Source organism: Burkholderia sp. BCC0397, from assembly GCF_902832865.1.
GTDB lineage: Bacteria > Pseudomonadota > Gammaproteobacteria > Burkholderiales > Burkholderiaceae > Burkholderia.
Map to the genome: position 1 here is coordinate 510,741 of NZ_CADFDL010000004.1, position 16,691 is coordinate 527,431.

15 protein-coding genes are annotated in these 16,691 nt (G+C 67.3%); 6 read left to right on the forward strand and 9 right to left on the reverse strand.

What is annotated here, in order from left to right; genetic code table 11:
• Window positions 1-33: 33 nt before the first annotated feature.
• Window positions 34-756: an N-acetylmuramate alpha-1-phosphate uridylyltransferase MurU gene (murU, locus tag HWX03_RS16475; RefSeq protein ID WP_175871887.1), complete on the reverse strand. Its 723-nt coding sequence runs from the start codon at window positions 754-756 to the stop codon at window positions 34-36.
• A gap of 22 nt (window positions 757-778) precedes the next feature.
• The gene (locus tag HWX03_RS16480; protein WP_175871888.1) at window positions 779-1,828 is read right to left on the reverse strand and encodes a phosphotransferase; all 1,050 of its coding nucleotides are present in this window, start codon (window positions 1,826-1,828) and stop codon (window positions 779-781) included.
• A 223-nt stretch (window positions 1,829-2,051) separates the two neighbouring features.
• On the opposite strand from HWX03_RS16480, the gene HWX03_RS16485 reads away from it, so the two are divergent.
• The 4 genes from HWX03_RS16485 to rsmA are packed head-to-tail and all read left to right on the forward strand — an operon-like array spanning window position 2,052 to window position 7,692.
• Window positions 2,052-4,412, forward strand: coding sequence for an LPS-assembly protein LptD (locus HWX03_RS16485; protein WP_175822462.1), 2,361 nt, complete (start codon window positions 2,052-2,054; stop codon window positions 4,410-4,412).
• Window positions 4,413-4,463: 51 nt separating this feature from the next.
• Entirely contained in the window at window positions 4,464-5,822 is a 1,359-nt protein-coding gene (locus tag HWX03_RS16490) for a peptidylprolyl isomerase (RefSeq protein WP_174433598.1), read from the forward strand.
• 11 nt (window positions 5,823-5,833) lie between these two features.
• Window positions 5,834-6,823 carry a 4-hydroxythreonine-4-phosphate dehydrogenase PdxA gene (gene pdxA / locus HWX03_RS16495; protein ID WP_175871889.1) on the forward strand — a complete coding sequence of 330 codons (990 nt, stop codon included), beginning with the start codon at window positions 5,834-5,836 and terminating at the stop codon, window positions 6,821-6,823.
• 47 nt (window positions 6,824-6,870) lie between these two features.
• Window positions 6,871-7,692: a 16S rRNA (adenine(1518)-N(6)/adenine(1519)-N(6))-dimethyltransferase RsmA gene (gene rsmA, locus HWX03_RS16500; protein ID WP_175871890.1), complete on the forward strand. Its 822-nt coding sequence runs from the start codon at window positions 6,871-6,873 to the stop codon at window positions 7,690-7,692.
• Here rsmA and HWX03_RS16505 read toward each other — a convergent pair.
• The gene (locus HWX03_RS16505) at window positions 7,689-8,042 is read right to left on the reverse strand and encodes a DUF1493 family protein (RefSeq protein WP_175871891.1); all 354 of its coding nucleotides are present in this window, start codon (window positions 8,040-8,042) and stop codon (window positions 7,689-7,691) included. The genes rsmA and HWX03_RS16505 overlap by 4 nt on opposite strands.
• Window positions 8,042-8,473, reverse strand: coding sequence for an STM2901 family protein (locus HWX03_RS37335; RefSeq protein WP_175871997.1), 432 nt, complete (start codon window positions 8,471-8,473; stop codon window positions 8,042-8,044). Before HWX03_RS37335 ends, HWX03_RS16505 begins: the two co-directional genes overlap by 1 nt.
• A 321-nt stretch (window positions 8,474-8,794) precedes the next feature.
• On the opposite strand from HWX03_RS37335, the gene gloA reads away from it, so the two are divergent.
• Window positions 8,795-9,178 (forward strand): lactoylglutathione lyase, encoded by a 384-nt coding sequence (gene gloA, locus HWX03_RS16515; protein ID WP_174388591.1) that lies wholly within the window; start codon window positions 8,795-8,797, stop codon window positions 9,176-9,178.
• A 107-nt stretch (window positions 9,179-9,285) separates the two neighbouring features.
• Here gloA and HWX03_RS16520 read toward each other — a convergent pair whose 3' ends face one another.
• From HWX03_RS16520 to glyQ, 5 genes are read right to left on the reverse strand one after another with little or no spacing between them, the layout of a single operon-like run.
• Entirely contained in the window at window positions 9,286-10,173 is an 888-nt protein-coding gene (locus HWX03_RS16520) for a SprT family zinc-dependent metalloprotease (RefSeq protein ID WP_175822458.1), read from the reverse strand.
• A 45-nt stretch (window positions 10,174-10,218) separates the two neighbouring features.
• Complete coding sequence (locus tag HWX03_RS16525) at window positions 10,219-10,983, reverse strand: lysophospholipid acyltransferase family protein (protein ID WP_175871892.1); 765 nt, start codon at window positions 10,981-10,983, stop codon at window positions 10,219-10,221.
• A 43-nt stretch (window positions 10,984-11,026) separates the two neighbouring features.
• Entirely contained in the window at window positions 11,027-11,590 is a 564-nt protein-coding gene (gmhB, locus tag HWX03_RS16530; protein WP_175871893.1) for a D-glycero-beta-D-manno-heptose 1,7-bisphosphate 7-phosphatase, read from the reverse strand.
• Window positions 11,591-11,600: 10 nt separating this feature from the next.
• Window positions 11,601-13,700 carry a glycine--tRNA ligase subunit beta gene (gene glyS, locus HWX03_RS16535; RefSeq protein WP_175871894.1) on the reverse strand — a complete coding sequence of 700 codons (2,100 nt, stop codon included), beginning with the start codon at window positions 13,698-13,700 and terminating at the stop codon, window positions 11,601-11,603.
• A 22-nt stretch (window positions 13,701-13,722) separates the two neighbouring features.
• On the reverse strand, window positions 13,723-14,727 hold the full coding sequence (glyQ, locus tag HWX03_RS16540; RefSeq protein WP_080681364.1) for a glycine--tRNA ligase subunit alpha: 1,005 nt from the start codon (window positions 14,725-14,727) through the stop codon (window positions 13,723-13,725).
• Between the two features lie 286 nt (window positions 14,728-15,013).
• Between glyQ and HWX03_RS16545 the strand changes: the two genes are divergently transcribed.
• Window positions 15,014-16,678 carry a hypothetical protein gene (locus HWX03_RS16545; RefSeq protein WP_175871895.1) on the forward strand — a complete coding sequence of 555 codons (1,665 nt, stop codon included), beginning with the start codon at window positions 15,014-15,016 and terminating at the stop codon, window positions 16,676-16,678.
• Window positions 16,679-16,691: the final 13 nt, after the last annotated feature.

Sequence of the window (16,691 nt, forward strand, 5' to 3'; positions counted from 1 at the left end):
GCACCGGCGAACCGGCAGTCAGCCGCGAAACGATCAGCCCGCGGCGGCGCGCAGCCGCGCGTCGAGTTCGCCGAGCTGCGCGGGCGTGCCGACGTTTTCCCAGATGCCTTCGTACAGTTCGCCGCTCGCGCGGCCGGCTTCGATCGCCGCGCGATAGTACGGCGTCAGCGCGCGCCGCGTGCCGGGCGCGAGGTCGCGGAACATCCGCGTGTCGTACAGGCCGATGTTGCCGAACGTGAAGCGCGCGGCGCCGTCGAGCGCGAGACGGCCGTCGTCGCCGAGCGCGAAGTCGCCGGCCGGGTGAAACGGCGGGTTCGGCACCATCACGAGGTGCATCGCCGGCGTGTCGAGCGCGGCCATCCGGGCGGCGCGCGGTGCGAGCGTCCGGTAGTCGAACGCGCAGTACACGTCGCCGCTGACGGCCGCGAACACGGTCGGCCGGCCGTCGCGCTCGAGCAGCGGCAGCGCCTGCGCAATACCGCCGGCGGTTTCCAGCGCGTCACCCTCGGCCGAATACGCGAGCCGCACGCCCCAGTGCGAACCATCGCCGAGCGCGGCCTCGATCTGCTCGCCGAGCCATGCGTGGTTGATCACGATCGTGTCGATGCCCGCACGCGCGAGCGCCTCGATCTGCCACACGATCAGCGGCTTGCCGCCGGCTTCGAGCAGCGGCTTCGGGCGGGTGTCGGTCAGCGGGCGCATCCGGTCGCCGCGCCCGGCGGCGAAGATCATCGCCGTGGTCAGGGTAGTGCTCATGTTCGACTGGGTGTGAGGGCGGTCAGAACGTATAGCCGACGTCGGCCGGCGCGGTGCCCTCGAGCGCGTCGAGCAGCTTCGCGAACGGCACGAGCGGGCGATAGCGCAGCGCGACCTTGCGTGCATAGGTCAGGAAGCGCGGCAGATCGTTCAGGTAGTGCGGCTTGCCGTCGCGGTAGTTGATGCGCGCGAACAGGCCGAGGATCTTGATATGGCGCTGCAGCCCCATCCATTCGAGCTGGCGGTAGAACTCGCCGAAGTCGGGATCGACCGGCAGGCCGGCCTTTTTCGCCTTCTCCCAGTAGTACGCGAAGCAGTCGAGCTCGAACTCCTCGTCCCAGCTGATGAACGCGTCGCGCAGCAGCGACACGACGTCGTACGTCAGCGGCCCGTACACGGCGTCCTGGAAATCGAGCACGCCCGGGTTCGGCTCGCAGACCATCAGGTTGCGCGGCATGAAGTCGCGCAGCATGAAGCCTTGCGGCTGCGCGTGCGCGCTCGCGACCAGCAGCGCGAACGTGCGGTCGAGCGTGCCGCGCATCGCGTCGGTGACCGGCTTGCCGAGGTGGCGGCCGACGAACCATTCGGGCAGCAGCTCCATTTCGCGGCGCAGGAACGCTTCGTCGAACGGTGGCAGCACGTCGGGCTTCGACGTGAGCTGGAAGCGGATCAGCGCGTCGAGCGCGTCGCGCATCAGCGCTCGCGCGGCGGCCGGGTCGGCCGGATCGAGCACCGAGATGTACGACGTGCGGCCGAGGTCGGTCACGAGCATGAAGCCTGCGTCGAAATCGTGGGCCAGCACGTCCGGCACGTGGTCGCCGGCCGCGGCGAGCAGCTGCGCGACCTGGACGAACTCGCGGCACTTCTCGGGCGGCGGCGCATCGACCGCGATCAGCGTGCCGCCGGGGCTCGTGGCCGACGCGACGCGGAAATAGCGGCGGAAACTGGCGTCCGACGACGCGGGCGCGAGGGTCGACAGATCGAGCGCGTAGCGCCCGGCGAGCGGGTGCAGCCACGCGGTGAGCGCTTCGAGGCGGGCGTCGGGCTGGGATGCGGCGGATGGGGGCGTCATGAAACTCGGCGGAGGGGGGAACGTCTTGCCATATAATACCCCACGACTTTTTTGACGCGCCCCGCGTCAGCTTCCGCCGTGCAGGCCCGCCGCCTGTCGCGCCGTCCGCCCGATCGCCTCCCCGGTTTGCGAAGAGCCGCAGTCGCGGCTCGACGGCGCGGCCCGCCGCGCGCGAAGGTGCCGTGCAGGCGCGGTTGACAAGGGGCGATTCGCCAAACGATAGATGCCGCCCAAACCGCTATTCCCGAATGTTTTCCCCGGTGACGGGGCGCCGCGCAAACGGCGGCTCGCGCTCGCGCTCCTGGCCGTGCCCGGCCTCGTGCCGGCCGTGTCGTACGCGCAGCTGTCGGGCGCGGCTGCGCAGCCGCAGCCGCTCGACTCGCCGTGGGATCTGCGTCTCGCACCCCAGCTCGAGGATCATCCGCTGAAGGACGGCGCGAAGCCGGCCGCCTTCGTGATCGCCGACCATACGAGCGGCACCGCCGAGCAGGACCTCGCCGCGAAGGGTTCCGCCGAGCTGCGGCGCGGCGACGCCGTCGTGAAGGCCGACGCGATCCACTACGATCAGGATACCGACATGGCCGATGCGTACGGCCAGGTCAAGGTGGTCAATGGCGGTACGTCGTTCGCGGGCCCCGAGGCGCACCTGAAGATCGAGGCGAGCCAGGGCTTCATGACCGCGCCGAAGTATCACTTCAACATGACGGGCGGATCGGGCAGCGCGGAGCGCGTCGACATGGTCGACAACGAGCGCTCGGTGTTCGTCAACGGCACGTATACGGCGTGCCAGTGCTCGACGGACCCCGCGTGGTACATCAAGGGCAGCCGCTTCGATTTCGATACGGGCGCCGACGAGGGCACCGCGCGCAACGGTGTGCTGTTCTTCCAGGGCGTGCCGATCTTCGCGAGCCCGTGGATGACGTTCCCGCTGTCGGGCGAACGGCGCAGCGGCCTGCTGCCGCCGACGTTCTCGATGAACTCGAACAACGGCTTCGAGCTGTCGCTGCCGTACTACTTCAACATCGCGCCGAACCGCGACCTGACGCTCACGCCGCGCATCATCTCGCGGCGCGGCGTGATGACCGAAGCGACGTTCCGCTACCTGTCGCCGTCGTATTCGGGCACGTTTACGGCCAATTACCTGCCGGATGACCGGCTCGCGCACCGCAACCGCTACGCGATCTACTGGCAGCACCAGCAGAACTTCGGCGGCGGCTTCGGCGGCTACGTCTACTTCAACAAGGTCTCGGACAACACGTATCCCGAAGACCTCGGGTCGACGAACCAGTTCATCAACGGGACGCAGACGCTGTACCAGCAGGAGGCCGGCCTCACGTACAACAACGGCCCGTGGTCGGTGCTCGCGCGCTACCAGCACTGGCAGACGCTGCCGCCGTCGATCGCGCCGTACAGCCGCGAGCCGCAGTTGAACGTGAAGTACACGAAGTACAACGTCGGCGGCTTCGACTTCGGCGCGGAAGCCGACTATTCGCGGTTCCGCATCACGACCGCCGATGCGACCCAGGGCGACCGGATCGTCTTCAACCCGTACATCTCTTACGGCGTATACGGTCCCGGCTACTTCGCCGTGCCGAAGGTCCAGTACCACTTCGCGTCGTACGACCTGAACTACCTGTCGTCGACCACGCCGAACAGCCCGAAGCGCTTCACCGAGTCGATCCCGACAGTGAGCTTCGATTCGGGCCTGATCTTCGATCGTTCGGTGCGCCTGTTCGGCCAGGACTTCATTCAAACCCTCGAGCCGCGCCTGTACTACGTGTACACGCCGTATCGCAATCAGTCGAACGCGCCGCTGTTCGACACCGCGGAATCGGACTTCGGCCTCGCGGAGATCTACCAGCCGAACACGTTCGTCGGCAACGATCGGATCGCCGATGCGAACCGGATCACGGCCGGCCTCACGTCGCGCTTCATCGATCCGCGCACCGGCGACGAGCGCGCGCGCTTCGTGATCGCGCAGCAGTACTACTTCGCCGATCAGCGCGTCACGCTGACCCCCGGGCAGAGCGCCGTGCTGGCGCGCCACTCGGACCTGATCGTCGGCGCCGCGCTGAAGCTCGGCTCGGGCTTCATGTCCGAGACGGCGTTCCAGTACAACCAGAACAACAATCAGCTCGTGAAATCGAGCGTCGGTTTTGGCTACAGCCCGGGCGAGCGCCGCGTGATCAACGTCGGCTACCGCTATACGCGCGCGAACACCACGCTCGACAACCAGCCGATCAACCAGTTCCTGGTGTCCGCGCAATGGCCGCTCACGCGCCGCCTGTATGCGATCGGCCGTTTCAACTACGACCTCGCCGGAGATCGCGTGGTCGACGGTCTGGTCGGCTTACAATACGACGCGGATTGCTGGGCGCTCGGGGTCGGGGTGCAGCGGGCCGCGAACGGCATCAATACGTCGGGACAGCAGAACTCGTCGACGCGATTCATGATGCAGCTGACGCTCAAGGGCTTGTCGACCGTCGACAACGGCCTCGTGTCCGCATTCCGCGCCGGGGTGCCGGGCTACACGCCGTTGCCGCCGCCGCCGCCGCCGATGTCCCGCTTCAGCAACTACGAGTAACGCCGGCATGTCTGCACCGGTCAGCACGATTTCAATGGAGTTTCAGTGGCAATGAAGAAAACCCTTCGTTTCGCGGCAGTCGTGTCCAGCCTCGCCGCGTCCGCCGCGCTGCTCGCCGCCGCGCCGGCCGCGGCGCAGGCGCTCGGTTCGCAAGGTGCGCAGCTCGCCGACGAAGTCGTCGCGGTCGTCAACAACGACGTGATCACGGGCCGCGAACTCGACCAGCGCGTGGGCCTGATCGCACGCCGGCTGCAGCAGCAGAACGCGCCGGTGCCGCCGGCCGACCAGCTGCGCGCGCAGGTGCTGAACCAGATGGTGCTCGAACGTATCCAGGTGCAGAAGGCCAAGGACGACGGGATCCGCATCGACGACGCGACCGTGCAGGCCACGCTGCAGCGTCTCGCGCAGGCGAACGGGATGACGCTCGACCAGTACCGCGCGCGTCTCGAGGCGCAGGGCGTGCCCTGGAGCATCTTCACGAACGACGCGCGCACCGAGCTGATGCTGTCGAAGCTGCGCGAGCGCGAGGTCGACGGCAAGATCACGGTGTCGGACGCCGAGGTCGCGAACTACATCGCGAGCCAGCGTGGGCCGAACGCGTCGCAGCAGCAGGACCTGCGCTTCCAGCACATCTTCATCAAGGCGCCCACCAACGCGCCGCAGGCCGACATCGAGGCCGCGCAGAAGAAGGCCGACGCGCTGCTGCAGCAGGCGAAGTCGGGCGCCGATTTCGAGCGGCTCGCGAAGAACAACTCCGAAGCGAACGACGCGAAGAAGGGCGGCGATCTCGGCTTCAAGGCGCCGAGCGCGTTGCCGCCCGACGTCGTCGACGCGGCGTCGAAGCTGCGCCCGGGCCAGGTCAACCCGACGCTGATCCGCGTGCCGGACGGTTTCGAGATCGTGCGCCTCGTCGATCGCCGCCAGAGCCAGGGCGCAACCGCCGCGGCACCGAAGATCGTCCAGACGCACGTGCGCCACATCCTGCTGCGCGTCGGCGAAGGCAAGTCGGAAGGCCAGGCGCGTCAGCAACTGGTCGACATCCGCAACCAGGTCGAGGCCGGCGGCGATTTCGCGAAGTTCGCGCGCACCTATTCGCAGGACGGTTCCGCATCGCAGGGCGGCGATCTCGGCTGGATCAGCCCGGGCGAGACCGTGCCGGAATTCGAGCGCGCGATGAACAACCTGCAGGACGGTCAGATCAGCCAGCCGATTCGTACCGAGTACGGCTACCACCTGATCCAGGTGCTGAACCGCCGCGAGGCGGAAGGCTCGGTGCAGCAGCAGATGGACATCGCCCGTCAGGCGATCGGCCAGCGCAAGGCCGAACAGGCGTATGCCGACTGGCTGCGCGAGCTGCGCGATTCGTCGTACGTGCAGTACAAGATCGGCGGCGTCGGCCCGGCGAACTGAGCGAGCATCGGATGACCACGCCCGCGCTGCAGATCGCGATCACGACCGGCGAACCCGCGGGGGTCGGCCCGGAGCTGACCGTGCAGGCGCTGCGTGACGCCGCGCAGCGCTGGCCCGACGCGCATTTCACCGTGCTCGGCGATGCAGCGCTGCTCGATGCGCGGGCGGCGGCGGTCGGCGCCGACCCGGCCGCGCTGGCCGGCGGCGCGCAGGTGTCGGTCGCGCATCATGCGCTGGCCGTGCCCGCGCAGGCGGGCAAGCTGGACGCGGCGAACGGCCGCTACGTGCTCGGGCTGCTCGACGCGGCGATCGACGGCGCGCTGGCCGGCCGGTACGACGCGATCGTCACCGCGCCGCTGCAGAAGAGCACGATCAACGATGCGGGCGTGCCGTTCACCGGCCATACCGAATACCTGGCCGAACGCACGCATACGCCGCGCGTCGTGATGATGCTGGCGGGCACCGGCGACCGGCCGCTGCGCGTCGCGCTCGCGACCACGCACCTGCCGCTGAAGGACGTATCGGCCGCGCTGACGATCGACGGGCTCGTCGAGACGCTCGCGATCATCGATCGCGACCTGCGGCGCGACTTCGGTCTCGCCGCGCCGCGCATCCTCGTGACGGGCCTGAACCCGCATGCGGGCGAGAACGGTTATCTCGGCCGCGAGGAGATCGACGTGATCTCGCCGGCGCTGGCCCGCGCGAACGCGCAACGCATCGACGCGCGCGGCCCGTATCCGGCCGACACGCTGTTCCAGCCGCGCCATCTGGCCGATGCCGACTGCGTGCTCGCGATGTTCCATGACCAGGGCTTGCCCGTGCTGAAGTACGCGACGTTCGGCGAGGGCATCAACGTGACGCTCGGGCTGCCGATCATCCGCACGTCGGTCGATCACGGCACCGCGCTCGATCTGGCCGGCACGGGCCGCGCGGATCCGGGCAGCATGATCGCCGCGCTCGATACGGCCGTCACGATGGCGCGCCATCGCCGCGCAGCCTGACGCTGCCGGTTTACCCCATTCGTCGTATTTTTCGTTTTACTCAGTCGATGTCGAACAGCAGACAGCACCAAGGCCATTTCGCGCGCAAGCGCTTCGGGCAGAACTTCCTCGTCGATCACGGCGTGATCGACTCGATCGTCGCGACGATCGGCCCCGCGCGCGGCCAGCGGATGGTCGAGATCGGCCCCGGGCTCGGCGCGCTGACCGGGCCGCTGATCGAGCGCCTTGCGACGCCCGAGTCGCCGCTGCACGCGGTAGAGCTCGACCGCGACCTGATCGGGCGCCTGCAGCAACGCTTCGGCGCGCTGCTGGAACTGCACGCGGGCGACGCGCTCGCGTTCGACTTCCGTTCGCTCGCGGCGCCCGGCGACAAGCCGTCGCTGCGGATCGTAGGCAACCTGCCGTACAACATCTCCAGCCCGCTGCTATTTCACCTGATGACGTTCGCCGATGCGGTCATCGACCAGCATTTCATGCTGCAGAACGAAGTCGTCGAGCGGATGGTCGCGGAGCCGGGCACCAAGGCGTTCTCGCGGCTGTCGGTGATGCTGCAGTACCGCTACGTGATGGAAAAGATGCTCGACGTGCCGCCGGAATCGTTCCAGCCGCCGCCGAAGGTCGATTCGGCGATCGTCCGGATGATTCCGTACGAGCCGCACGAACTGCCGGACGTCGATCCGGTGCTGCTCGGCGAAATCGTCACGGCCGCGTTCTCGCAGCGCCGCAAGATGCTGCGCAATACGCTCGGCGAGTACCGCGAGACGATCGATTTCGATGCGCTCGGCTTCGATCTCGCGCGCCGGGCGGAGGACGTGAGCGTGGCCGAATACGTCGGCGTCGCACAGACGCTTGCGGCGCGGCGTCGTTAACGCCGTTCCCATCGCCCCCGCTTCATTGCTTCTTCCAACATTCCCAGTGTGAGCGATCGCCCTCCTAGCGATTCTCGCGCCTTCGCGCTGAACGGCGACTTCAACGCAGCCAGCACTACGTCACGCCTTCGCATACTCGCGGATGGAACGTAGTAGGCGACATTGAAGTCGCTGAGGTCGACGTGAAATCGTTCGCCCCACATCTGTATGATGTTCACGATTTTGGGTGGTTCCCAGTCGAGATCGTGATACAGATCCATATCGCGAGTTAATTCATCGTCCAGCCCGAATACTCCGGCGGCGCGTACTTTCCGTATGAATTGCTGAAGTTGGGGCCACGCATCGTCCATTACAGTCGATCCTCACGTTTTACTCGTCGGTTGTATTCCATAACCGATTTGTACCCGATCATTGCCACGTCGACGGCAGTAATCGCCCAGCCGACTCCCGGAATCGCCCGGCCGACGAATACACCAATATGGTTCGTCAACTTCACTCGTAATCGCGCTACACTGGTCCATGAGGTGAAGGTCGGTAAGATCCGATATTTTATCTCATAGGGCAATAGTGAGCGAGAGACCTTCGACGCAACCGAGGTCCCTTTTACTGCACCAGCGAATTTGCCTCGTGTTGAGAGAAACCGTGAGCCCGCAAGTATCATTGCAACACCTGCTGCATCGCTAACTCCCAATTCATCCATGGTTTTATCGACCGCGATCAAAAAGAATAGTTCTGCAGGTGTGAGGTTGTTGTGTATCCCATATGCATATGTGTTTTGCATGGCGATATGAAAATGAAATTGCAATAATAATGTATTGTTTCTGGGGATGGCAATCTGATTTATTTTGAGATATTTAAATATCTCGATATTGTGTGGATTTATCTGAATAATATCGCTGATGCGATGCGCTTTTTGCTGCGTCGGTGCTGCAGATTTCCTGTTAATCCTCGTATTTTCTTTATTTCCCACGTGAGCCAATAGTTGTCGCGTCATCCATGCGGCCACAAGGCTGTCACGTCTCGCGGAGGCCCGCGGCCAGCGGATTTTCGGCGACTCCGGTAGAATTCTCGGCTCTGGAAAGTCCCCACAGGAGTACAACACATGCGTTTGCTGCATACGATGCTGCGAGTCGGCGATCTCGACCGCTCGATCAAGTTCTACACCGAATTGCTCGGCATGAAGCTGCTGCGTCGCGAGGATTATCCGGAAGGCAAGTTCACGCTCGCGTTCGTCGGCTATGAAGACGAGAGCACGGGCACCGTGATCGAGCTGACCCACAACTGGGAGACGCCGTCCTACGATCTCGGCAACGGCTTCGGCCATCTGGCGGTGGCGGTCGACGATGCATACGCGGCCTGCGACAAGATCAAGGCGCAAGGCGGCAAGGTCACGCGCGAGGCGGGCCCGATGAAGCACGGCACGACCGTGATCGCGTTCGTCGAGGATCCGGACGGCTACAAGATCGAGTTCATCCAGAAGAAGTAAGCGCCGGATGAGCGGTTCGCGGCGCGTTGCGCGTCGCGGGCAACGAAAACGGGCGATGCGGCGTGATCCGCATCGCCCGTTTGGCGTTTACGTCGTGACTGACGGCGTTACAGCGACGGCAGCAGCTCGGGCGGGTGATGCTTGAGCGTGTGCCGCGCTTCGCGGAACTCGGGGAAGATCGATTCGACGGTCTGCCAGAAGGCCGGGCTGTGGTTCATTTCGCGCAGGTGCGACAGCTCGTGCGCGACGACGTAGTCGATGATCGACATCGGGAAATGGATCAGCCGCCAGTTCAGGCGGATCTTGCCGTCGCTCGAGCAACTGCCCCAACGCGTCGCGGCCGACGACAGCGCATACATCGAATACGTGACGCCGAGCTTTTCCGCGTAGACCACGAGGCGTTCGCCGAAGATGCGTTTCGCTTCGCCTTGCAGCCAGCCCTGCACGCGATCCTTGATCTGCTGCATGTCGGCCTGCACGGGCAGCGGCAGCGACAGCCGCAGCGCATCGGCGTCGAAGGCGACGGCGCCCGCGCCGAGCGCGATCGTCACCGTCTTGCCGAGATACGGCAGCTGCGCACCGTCGCGCCAGTCGATCTGCGGCAGCGCGCGCTGCTCGGTGCGCGTCTTCCACTCCGTGAGCTTCGCGAAGATCCAGCGTTGCTTCTCGGCGATCGCCGCTTCGATGTCGGCGAGCGTGACCCAGCGCGGTGCGGTGATCGACAGCCCGCTACCGTCGATCGTGAAGCCGATCGTGCGGCGCGCCGAGCGTTTCAGCCGGTATTCGAGCACGCGGCTGTCGAGCGCGAACGTGCGCACGCGCGAGCGATCGGGGGCCGGGCCCGGATCGAGCGGCGCGGCGGGGGCGGCTTCGGGCGGCGCCGGCGGGGCGGCCGGCGCCGACGGCGCCGCGGCCGGCCCGTCGAAGAGCGGCAGATCCATCTGTCGATGATCGAGGGCCACGACGGCAGGCCGTGGCCGCGGACGCTGTTTCATCAGTTCGCTTCTTTTTGTCGTACGCAACGGCTGCAATCCGGGGCTTCAGGCGCGCGCGGCATCGCGGGTGCCGGCGTTGCCCGCCTGACGATACGCATCGGGATCGATGCGGCGCATTTCCGCTTCGATCCAGGCTTCGACCTGCGAGTTCAATACGTCGGGCGTCAGCCCGTCGCTCGGGATCGGCTTGCCGATCGACACCGTGACGACGCCCGGGAATTTCGTGAACGAGTTGCGCGGCCACACACGACCTGCATTGTGCGCGATCGGCACGACCGGCGTGCCGGTTTCGATCGCGAAGCGCGCGCCGCCCGTCTTGTACTTGCCCTGCTTGCCGACCGGCGTGCGCGTGCCTTCGGGGAACATGATCATCCATGCGCCTTCCGACAGGCGCTTCTTGCCTTGGCGGATCACCGAGGTGAACGCGTTCTTGCCTTCCTTGCGGTTGATATTGACCATGTGCAGCAGCCCGAGCGCCCAGCCGAAGAACGGCACGTACAGCAGCTCGCGCTTGAAGACGTAGCAGAGCGGCTTGGGCATCAGCGCCGGAAACGCGAGCGTCTCCCACGCGGACTGGTGCTTCGACAGCAGCACGGCCGGGCCGTCGGGCAGGTTCTCGAACCCTTCGATCCGGTAGCGGATGCCGTTCAGCCAGCGCACGACCCACAGCGTCGACTTGCACCAGCCGGCCGCCATCCAGTAGCGCGCGTCGGGGCGCATGAACGGGAACGCGATGAAGCACGCGGTGGCGTACGGCACCGTGTACACGATGAAGTAGATCAGCAGCAGCAGGGAGCGGACGAAGCGCATCGGCGTGAGTCTGTCGTTGGGGAGGATGCGCGCGGCAGCCGCATCACTCGTGTTCGTGTGAAAGAAAGTCGAGCGCGAACGCGCGCAGGTCGTCGTGGACCGTCGTGCCGTCCGGCAGATTGCCCGCGGCGAGCGTCTTCTTGCCCTTGCCGGTCAGCACGAGGTGCGGCTGGAAGCCGACCGCGACGCCGGCCTGCAGGTCGCGCAGCGAATCGCCGACGGCCGGCGTGTGAGCGGGATCGATCTCGAAGCGCTCGGCGATCATCTGCATCATGCCGGGTTTCGGCTTGCGGCAGTCGCAGTGATCCTCGGCCGTGTGCGGGCAGAAGAACACCGCGTCGATGCGCGCGCCGACCGCGGCCGCCGCGCGATGCATTTTCAGGTGCATCTCGTTGAGCGCGGCCATGTCGAACAGCCCGCGACCGATGCCGGACTGGTTGGTCGCGACGACCACGCGGTAGCCCGCGTGGTTGAGCCGGGCGATCGCCTCGAAGCTGCCGGGCAGCGCGATCCATTCGTCGGGCGTCTTGATGAACGCATCCGAATCGACGTTGATCACGCCGTCCCGATCGAGGACGACGAGCTTTCGGTTGGGGCTGATCGGCATCGTGCGGCCCTTATGCGGCGAGCTTCGAGATGTCGGCGACGCAGTTCATCTGCTGGTGCAGCGCGGACAGCAGCGCGAGACGGTTCGCGCGCAGTGCCGGATCTTCCGCGTTGACCATCACGTCGTTGAAGAACGTGTCGACCGGCGCGCGCAGCGCGGCGAGCGCCGACAGCGCGCCCGTGTACGCACGCGCCTCGAGCTGCGACTGCACGTGCGGCGTGACGGCCGCGAGCTGTTCGTGCAGCGCCTTCTCGGCGGCCTCGACGAGCAGCGCCGGCTGCACCGTGCCGTTCGCGCCGCCTTCCGACTTCTTCAGGATGTTCGAGATCCGCTTGTTCGCGGCCGCGAGCGCTTCGGCTTCCGCGAGGCGCGTGAATTCGCGCACCGCGTCGAGGCGCGCGACGAGATCGTCGATGCGCGTCGGGTTCAGGCTCAGCACCGCGTCGATTTCGCCGGCCGAATAGCCGCGCTCGCGCAGCAGGCCGCGCAGGCGATCCATGAAGAACGCGAAGATGGCGTCGGTCGATTCGGCGACGCCCGGCACGCCGTCGAAGCGTGCGTAGGCCGTGCGCAGCAGCGCGACGAGGTCGAGCGGCAGCTGCTTTTCGAGCAGCAGGCGCAGCACGCCGAGCGCGTGGCGGCGCAGCGCGAACGGATCCTTCTCGCCGGTCGGCGCGAGGCCGATGCCCCAGATGCCGACGATCGTTTCGAGCTTGTCGGCGAGCGCGACGGCGGTCGAGACCGGCGTGGTCGGCAGCGCGTCGCCGGAGAAGCGCGGCTGGTAGTGCTCGGCGCAGGCGAGCGCGACGTCGTCGGCTTCGCCGTCGTGGCGCGCGTAGTACGTGCCCATCGTGCCCTGCAGTTCCGGGAACTCGCCGACCATGTCGGTCAGCAGGTCGGCCTTCGCGAGACGTGCGGCGCGCTTCGCGTGCGCGGTGTCGGCGCCGATCGCCGGGGCGATTTCGCCGGCCAGCGCCTCGAGGCGCTCGACGCGTGCGAGCGCCGAACCGAGCTTGTTGTGATAGACGACGTTCGCGAGCTGCGGCACGCGGTCGGCGAGCGGCTTCTTCTTGTCCTGCTCGAAGAAGAACTTCGCATCGGCGAGACGCGGGCGCACGACGCGCTCGTTGCCTTCGATGATCTCGCCCGGCGTCTTCGTCTCGATGTTCGACACGATCAGGAAGCGCGAGCGCAGCTTGCCGGCGACGTCGGTCAGCGCGAAATACTTCTGGTTCGTCTGCATCGTGAGGATCAGGCATTCCTGCGGCACCTGCAGGAATTCGTCCTCGAAGCGGCACGGGTAGACGACCGGCCATTCGACCAGCGACGTCACTTCGTCGAGCAGCGATTCGGGCATCACGACCGTGTCGCCGTTCGCATGTTCGTTCAGTTGCGTGCGGATCGTTTCGCGGCGATCGGCGAAGTGCGCGATCACGCGGCCCTTGTCGCGCAGCGTGTCGGCGTACGCGCGGGCATGCTGGATCGCGACGAGGCCGTCGGACAGGAAGCGGTGGCCGAGCGTGGTGTCGCCGGCGTCGACGCCGAACGCGGTGACGGGCACGACGCGGTCGTCGTGCAGCACCGTCAGGCGATGCACCGGGCGCACGAACTTCACGTCCGAGCCGTCCGGGCGCTGGTACGTCATGAATTTCGGGATCGGCAGTTTCGCGAGCGCTTCGTCGAGCGCGGCCTGCAGGCCGTCGGCGAGCGTGGCGCCGGCCGCCGAATAGTTGATGAAGAACGCTTCGGCCTTGCCGTCCTGCGCGCGCTCGAGATCGGTGATCGACGCGTTCGGGTGGCCGAGCGCCGCGAGCTTCTTCGCGAGCGGGGCCGTCGGCTTGCCTTCGGCGTCGAGCGCGACCGATACGGGCAGGACCTTTTCTCGGACCTGTTTGTCAGGCGCGACCGCGCGTACGTTCTGCACGACGACCGCGAGGCGGCGCGGCGTGGCGTAGCGTTCGAACACGAGTTCGCCTTCGACGAGGTCGCGCGCCGCGAGGCGTTGCGCGAGACCTTCGGCGAATGCGTCGCCGAGGCGCGCGAGGGCCTTCGGCGGCAGCTCTTCGGTCAGCAGTTCGACGAGCAGGGGGGCGGGATGATTATGCGTCATGGTTGGAATGAATCTCGTCTCGTCAGTCCTGATCGATCTTGCGTTCGACCTTGAGCGGCGGCGCCCATGCCGGTTGCGCGGCGTCCTGGGCGTCGGTGGTGAGGCCCGGCACGCCCGGCGGGTTGCCGAGCATCGGGAAGCCGAGCTTCTCGCGCGAGTCGTAGTAAGCCTGCGCGACGAGACGCGACAGCGCGCGGATGCGGCCGATGTACGCTGCCCGCTCGGTGACCGAGATCGCGCCGCGCGCGTCGAGCAGGTTGAACGTGTGGCCGGCCTTCAGCACGAGTTCGTACGCGGGCAGCGCGAGCTGCGCGTCGATCATCTTCTTCGCTTCCGCTTCGTAGCTGTTGAAGAATGTGAACAGCAGGTCGACGTTCGCGTGCTCGAAGTTGTAGGTCGACTGCTCGACCTCGTTCTGGTGGTACACGTCGCCATACGACAGGCGGCGCAGCTCGGGGCCGTTCGGGCCTTGCTCTTCCCACTCGGTCCACACGAGGTCGTACACGTTCTCGACCTTCTGCAGGTACATCGCGAGGCGCTCGAGGCCGTACGTGATCTCGCCGAGCACCGGCTTGCATTCGAGGCCGCCGACTTCCTGGAAATACGTGAACTGCGTGACTTCCATCCCGTTCAGCCACACTTCCCAGCCGAGCCCCCACGCGCCGAGCGTCGGGTTCTCCCAGTCGTCCTCGACGAAGCGCACGTCGTTCTGCTTCAGGTCGAAGCCGAGCGCTGCGAGCGAGCCGAGGTACAGGTCGAGGATGTTTTCCGGCGCCGGCTTGAGCACGACCTGGTACTGGTAGTAGTGCTGCAGGCGGTTCGGGTTTTCGCCGTAGCGGCCGTCCTTCGGGCGGCGCGACGGCTGCACGTACGCGGCGCGCCACGGCTCGGGGCCGACCGCGCGCAGGAACGTGTGGACGTGCGACGTGCCCGCGCCGACTTCCATGTCGATGGGCTGGAGCAGGGCGCAACCCTGCTTGTCCCAGTAGGACTGCAGCGTCAGGATGATTTGCTGAAACGTAAGCATGAAGAGCCTTCGTGGCGCTGGCGCTCCGTTGCGGGCGGCGCTCCGGGCGGGCCCGGAGGGTCGGCTCGCGCGGCGGCGCGGCTTGTTAGTGTGCTGAAACGCGTAATTTTACCGGATCGGCGGCCGGATGCGGCCGGAAGGCGGATGCGGGCACCGCCGCACCGCTCCGGCAGCGTGCGCACACGGGCGTGGCGGCCCATGCCGCGGCGCTTCGTGCGGGCGGTAAGATGCGCGTATTGCGGCGCGCGCGATGCGTGCCGCGTCACCGCTTGCCGATGCCGATTGCATGGACGAACCCACCGACATTCTGATTCCGCTGCTTCCGCCGTTCCTCGCGCTGCTCGGGCAGGCGGCCGACGCGCACGCGCGCGGCGAGCGCGCCGCGCACGATCTGTGGCTGGCCGCCGCCGCCCATCTGCATGCGGTCGATGCGGCGGCGATCGCGCAGTTCACGGCCACGCTGGTTGCTCGACAGCGCACGGCCGACGCGGTTGCGCTTGCCGAATGCGCGGCGCGTGCGCAGCCGGGCGCGGCCACGCATTTCAACCACGGCTACGCGCTGCAGATGGCCGGCCGTCACGCGGATGCGGTCGCGCCGTACCGCGCGGCGCTCGCGATCGATGCCGGCTGGCCGTCGCTGCGCAACAACCTCGCGATTGCGCTGCGCTTGTCGGGCGCCGATCGCGCGGAGGAGATCGCGTTGCTCGACGCGGCGGTGAAGCACGATCCGCGCGACGTGCAGGCGTGGATCAACCTCGTCGTCGCACGGATCGCGACGCACGACCTGGACGGTGCGCTCGCGTGCGCCGCGCGGCTCGCCGACCTCGCGCCCGACAACGCGCTCGCGATGAACAACGTCGCGATGGCGATGAAGGAGGCGCAGCGCTGGGACGATGCCGAGCGCCATGCGGCGCGTGCGTGCGAGCTGGCGCCCGACGATGCGTCGTTCCGCTTCAACCTCGCGATCATCCAGCTCGTGCGCGGCAACTACGCGGCCGGCTGGCGCGGCCACGAGGCGCGCTGGGACGGCGCGGGCGAGTTGCGCGGCCGCCGGCCGGCGCTGCCGGGCCCGCGCTGGCAGGGCGAGTCGCTCGCCGGCAAGACGCTGCTGGTGTGGGGCGAGCAGGGGCTCGGCGACGTGCTGCAGTTCTGCCGCTTCGTCGCGCCGCTCGCCGAACGCGTGCATCGCGAGGGCGGCCGGCTCGCGTGGAATACGTTTCCGGCGCTCGGCGCGCTGATGCAGCGCAGCCTCGGCGCGCACGCGGACGCGTTCGGCGCGGGCGGCGGCGTCGACGCGCTGCCGGCATTCGATTACGAAGTGCCGCTGATCGGCCTGCCGCTGATGCTCGGCATGGCGGCATCGACGCTCGCCGAGTCGGTGCCGTACCTGCGCGCCGAACCGGGCGCACGCGACGCATGGCGCGCGCGGCTCGCGGGCGGGAGCCGGCTGAAGGTCGGGCTCGTGTGGACGGGCAGCGCGGGCCATCAGCGCAATCCGTTCCGGCGCGTCGGGCTCGAACGCTATGCCGACGCGTTTCGCGGCCTCGATGGCGTCACGTTCTATTCGCTGCAGCCGGGGGCGGACGAGGATGTCGCCGCCGTGCGCGCGGCCGGTTTCGCGATCGAAGACTACACGGACGAATTGAAGCGCTTCGACGATACGGCCGCGTTCATCGGCGCGCTGGATCTCGTGATCACCGTGTGCACGTCGGTCGCGCACCTGGCAGGCGCGCTCGGCGCGCGCACCTGGGTGCTGCTCGACGTGAATCCGCACTGGCCGTGGCTGCTCGATCGCCGGGACAGCCCGTGGTATCCGACCGCGACGTTGTACCGGCAGCCGACGTTCGGCGCGTGGGCGCCGGTGCTGGAAGAAGTGAGCCGCGACCTGCGGGGCCTCGCCGCGCAGCCGGATCGATTGGATCAATCGGACCGGTCGGCCCGGCAGGCCTGAACGGCCGGCCGGT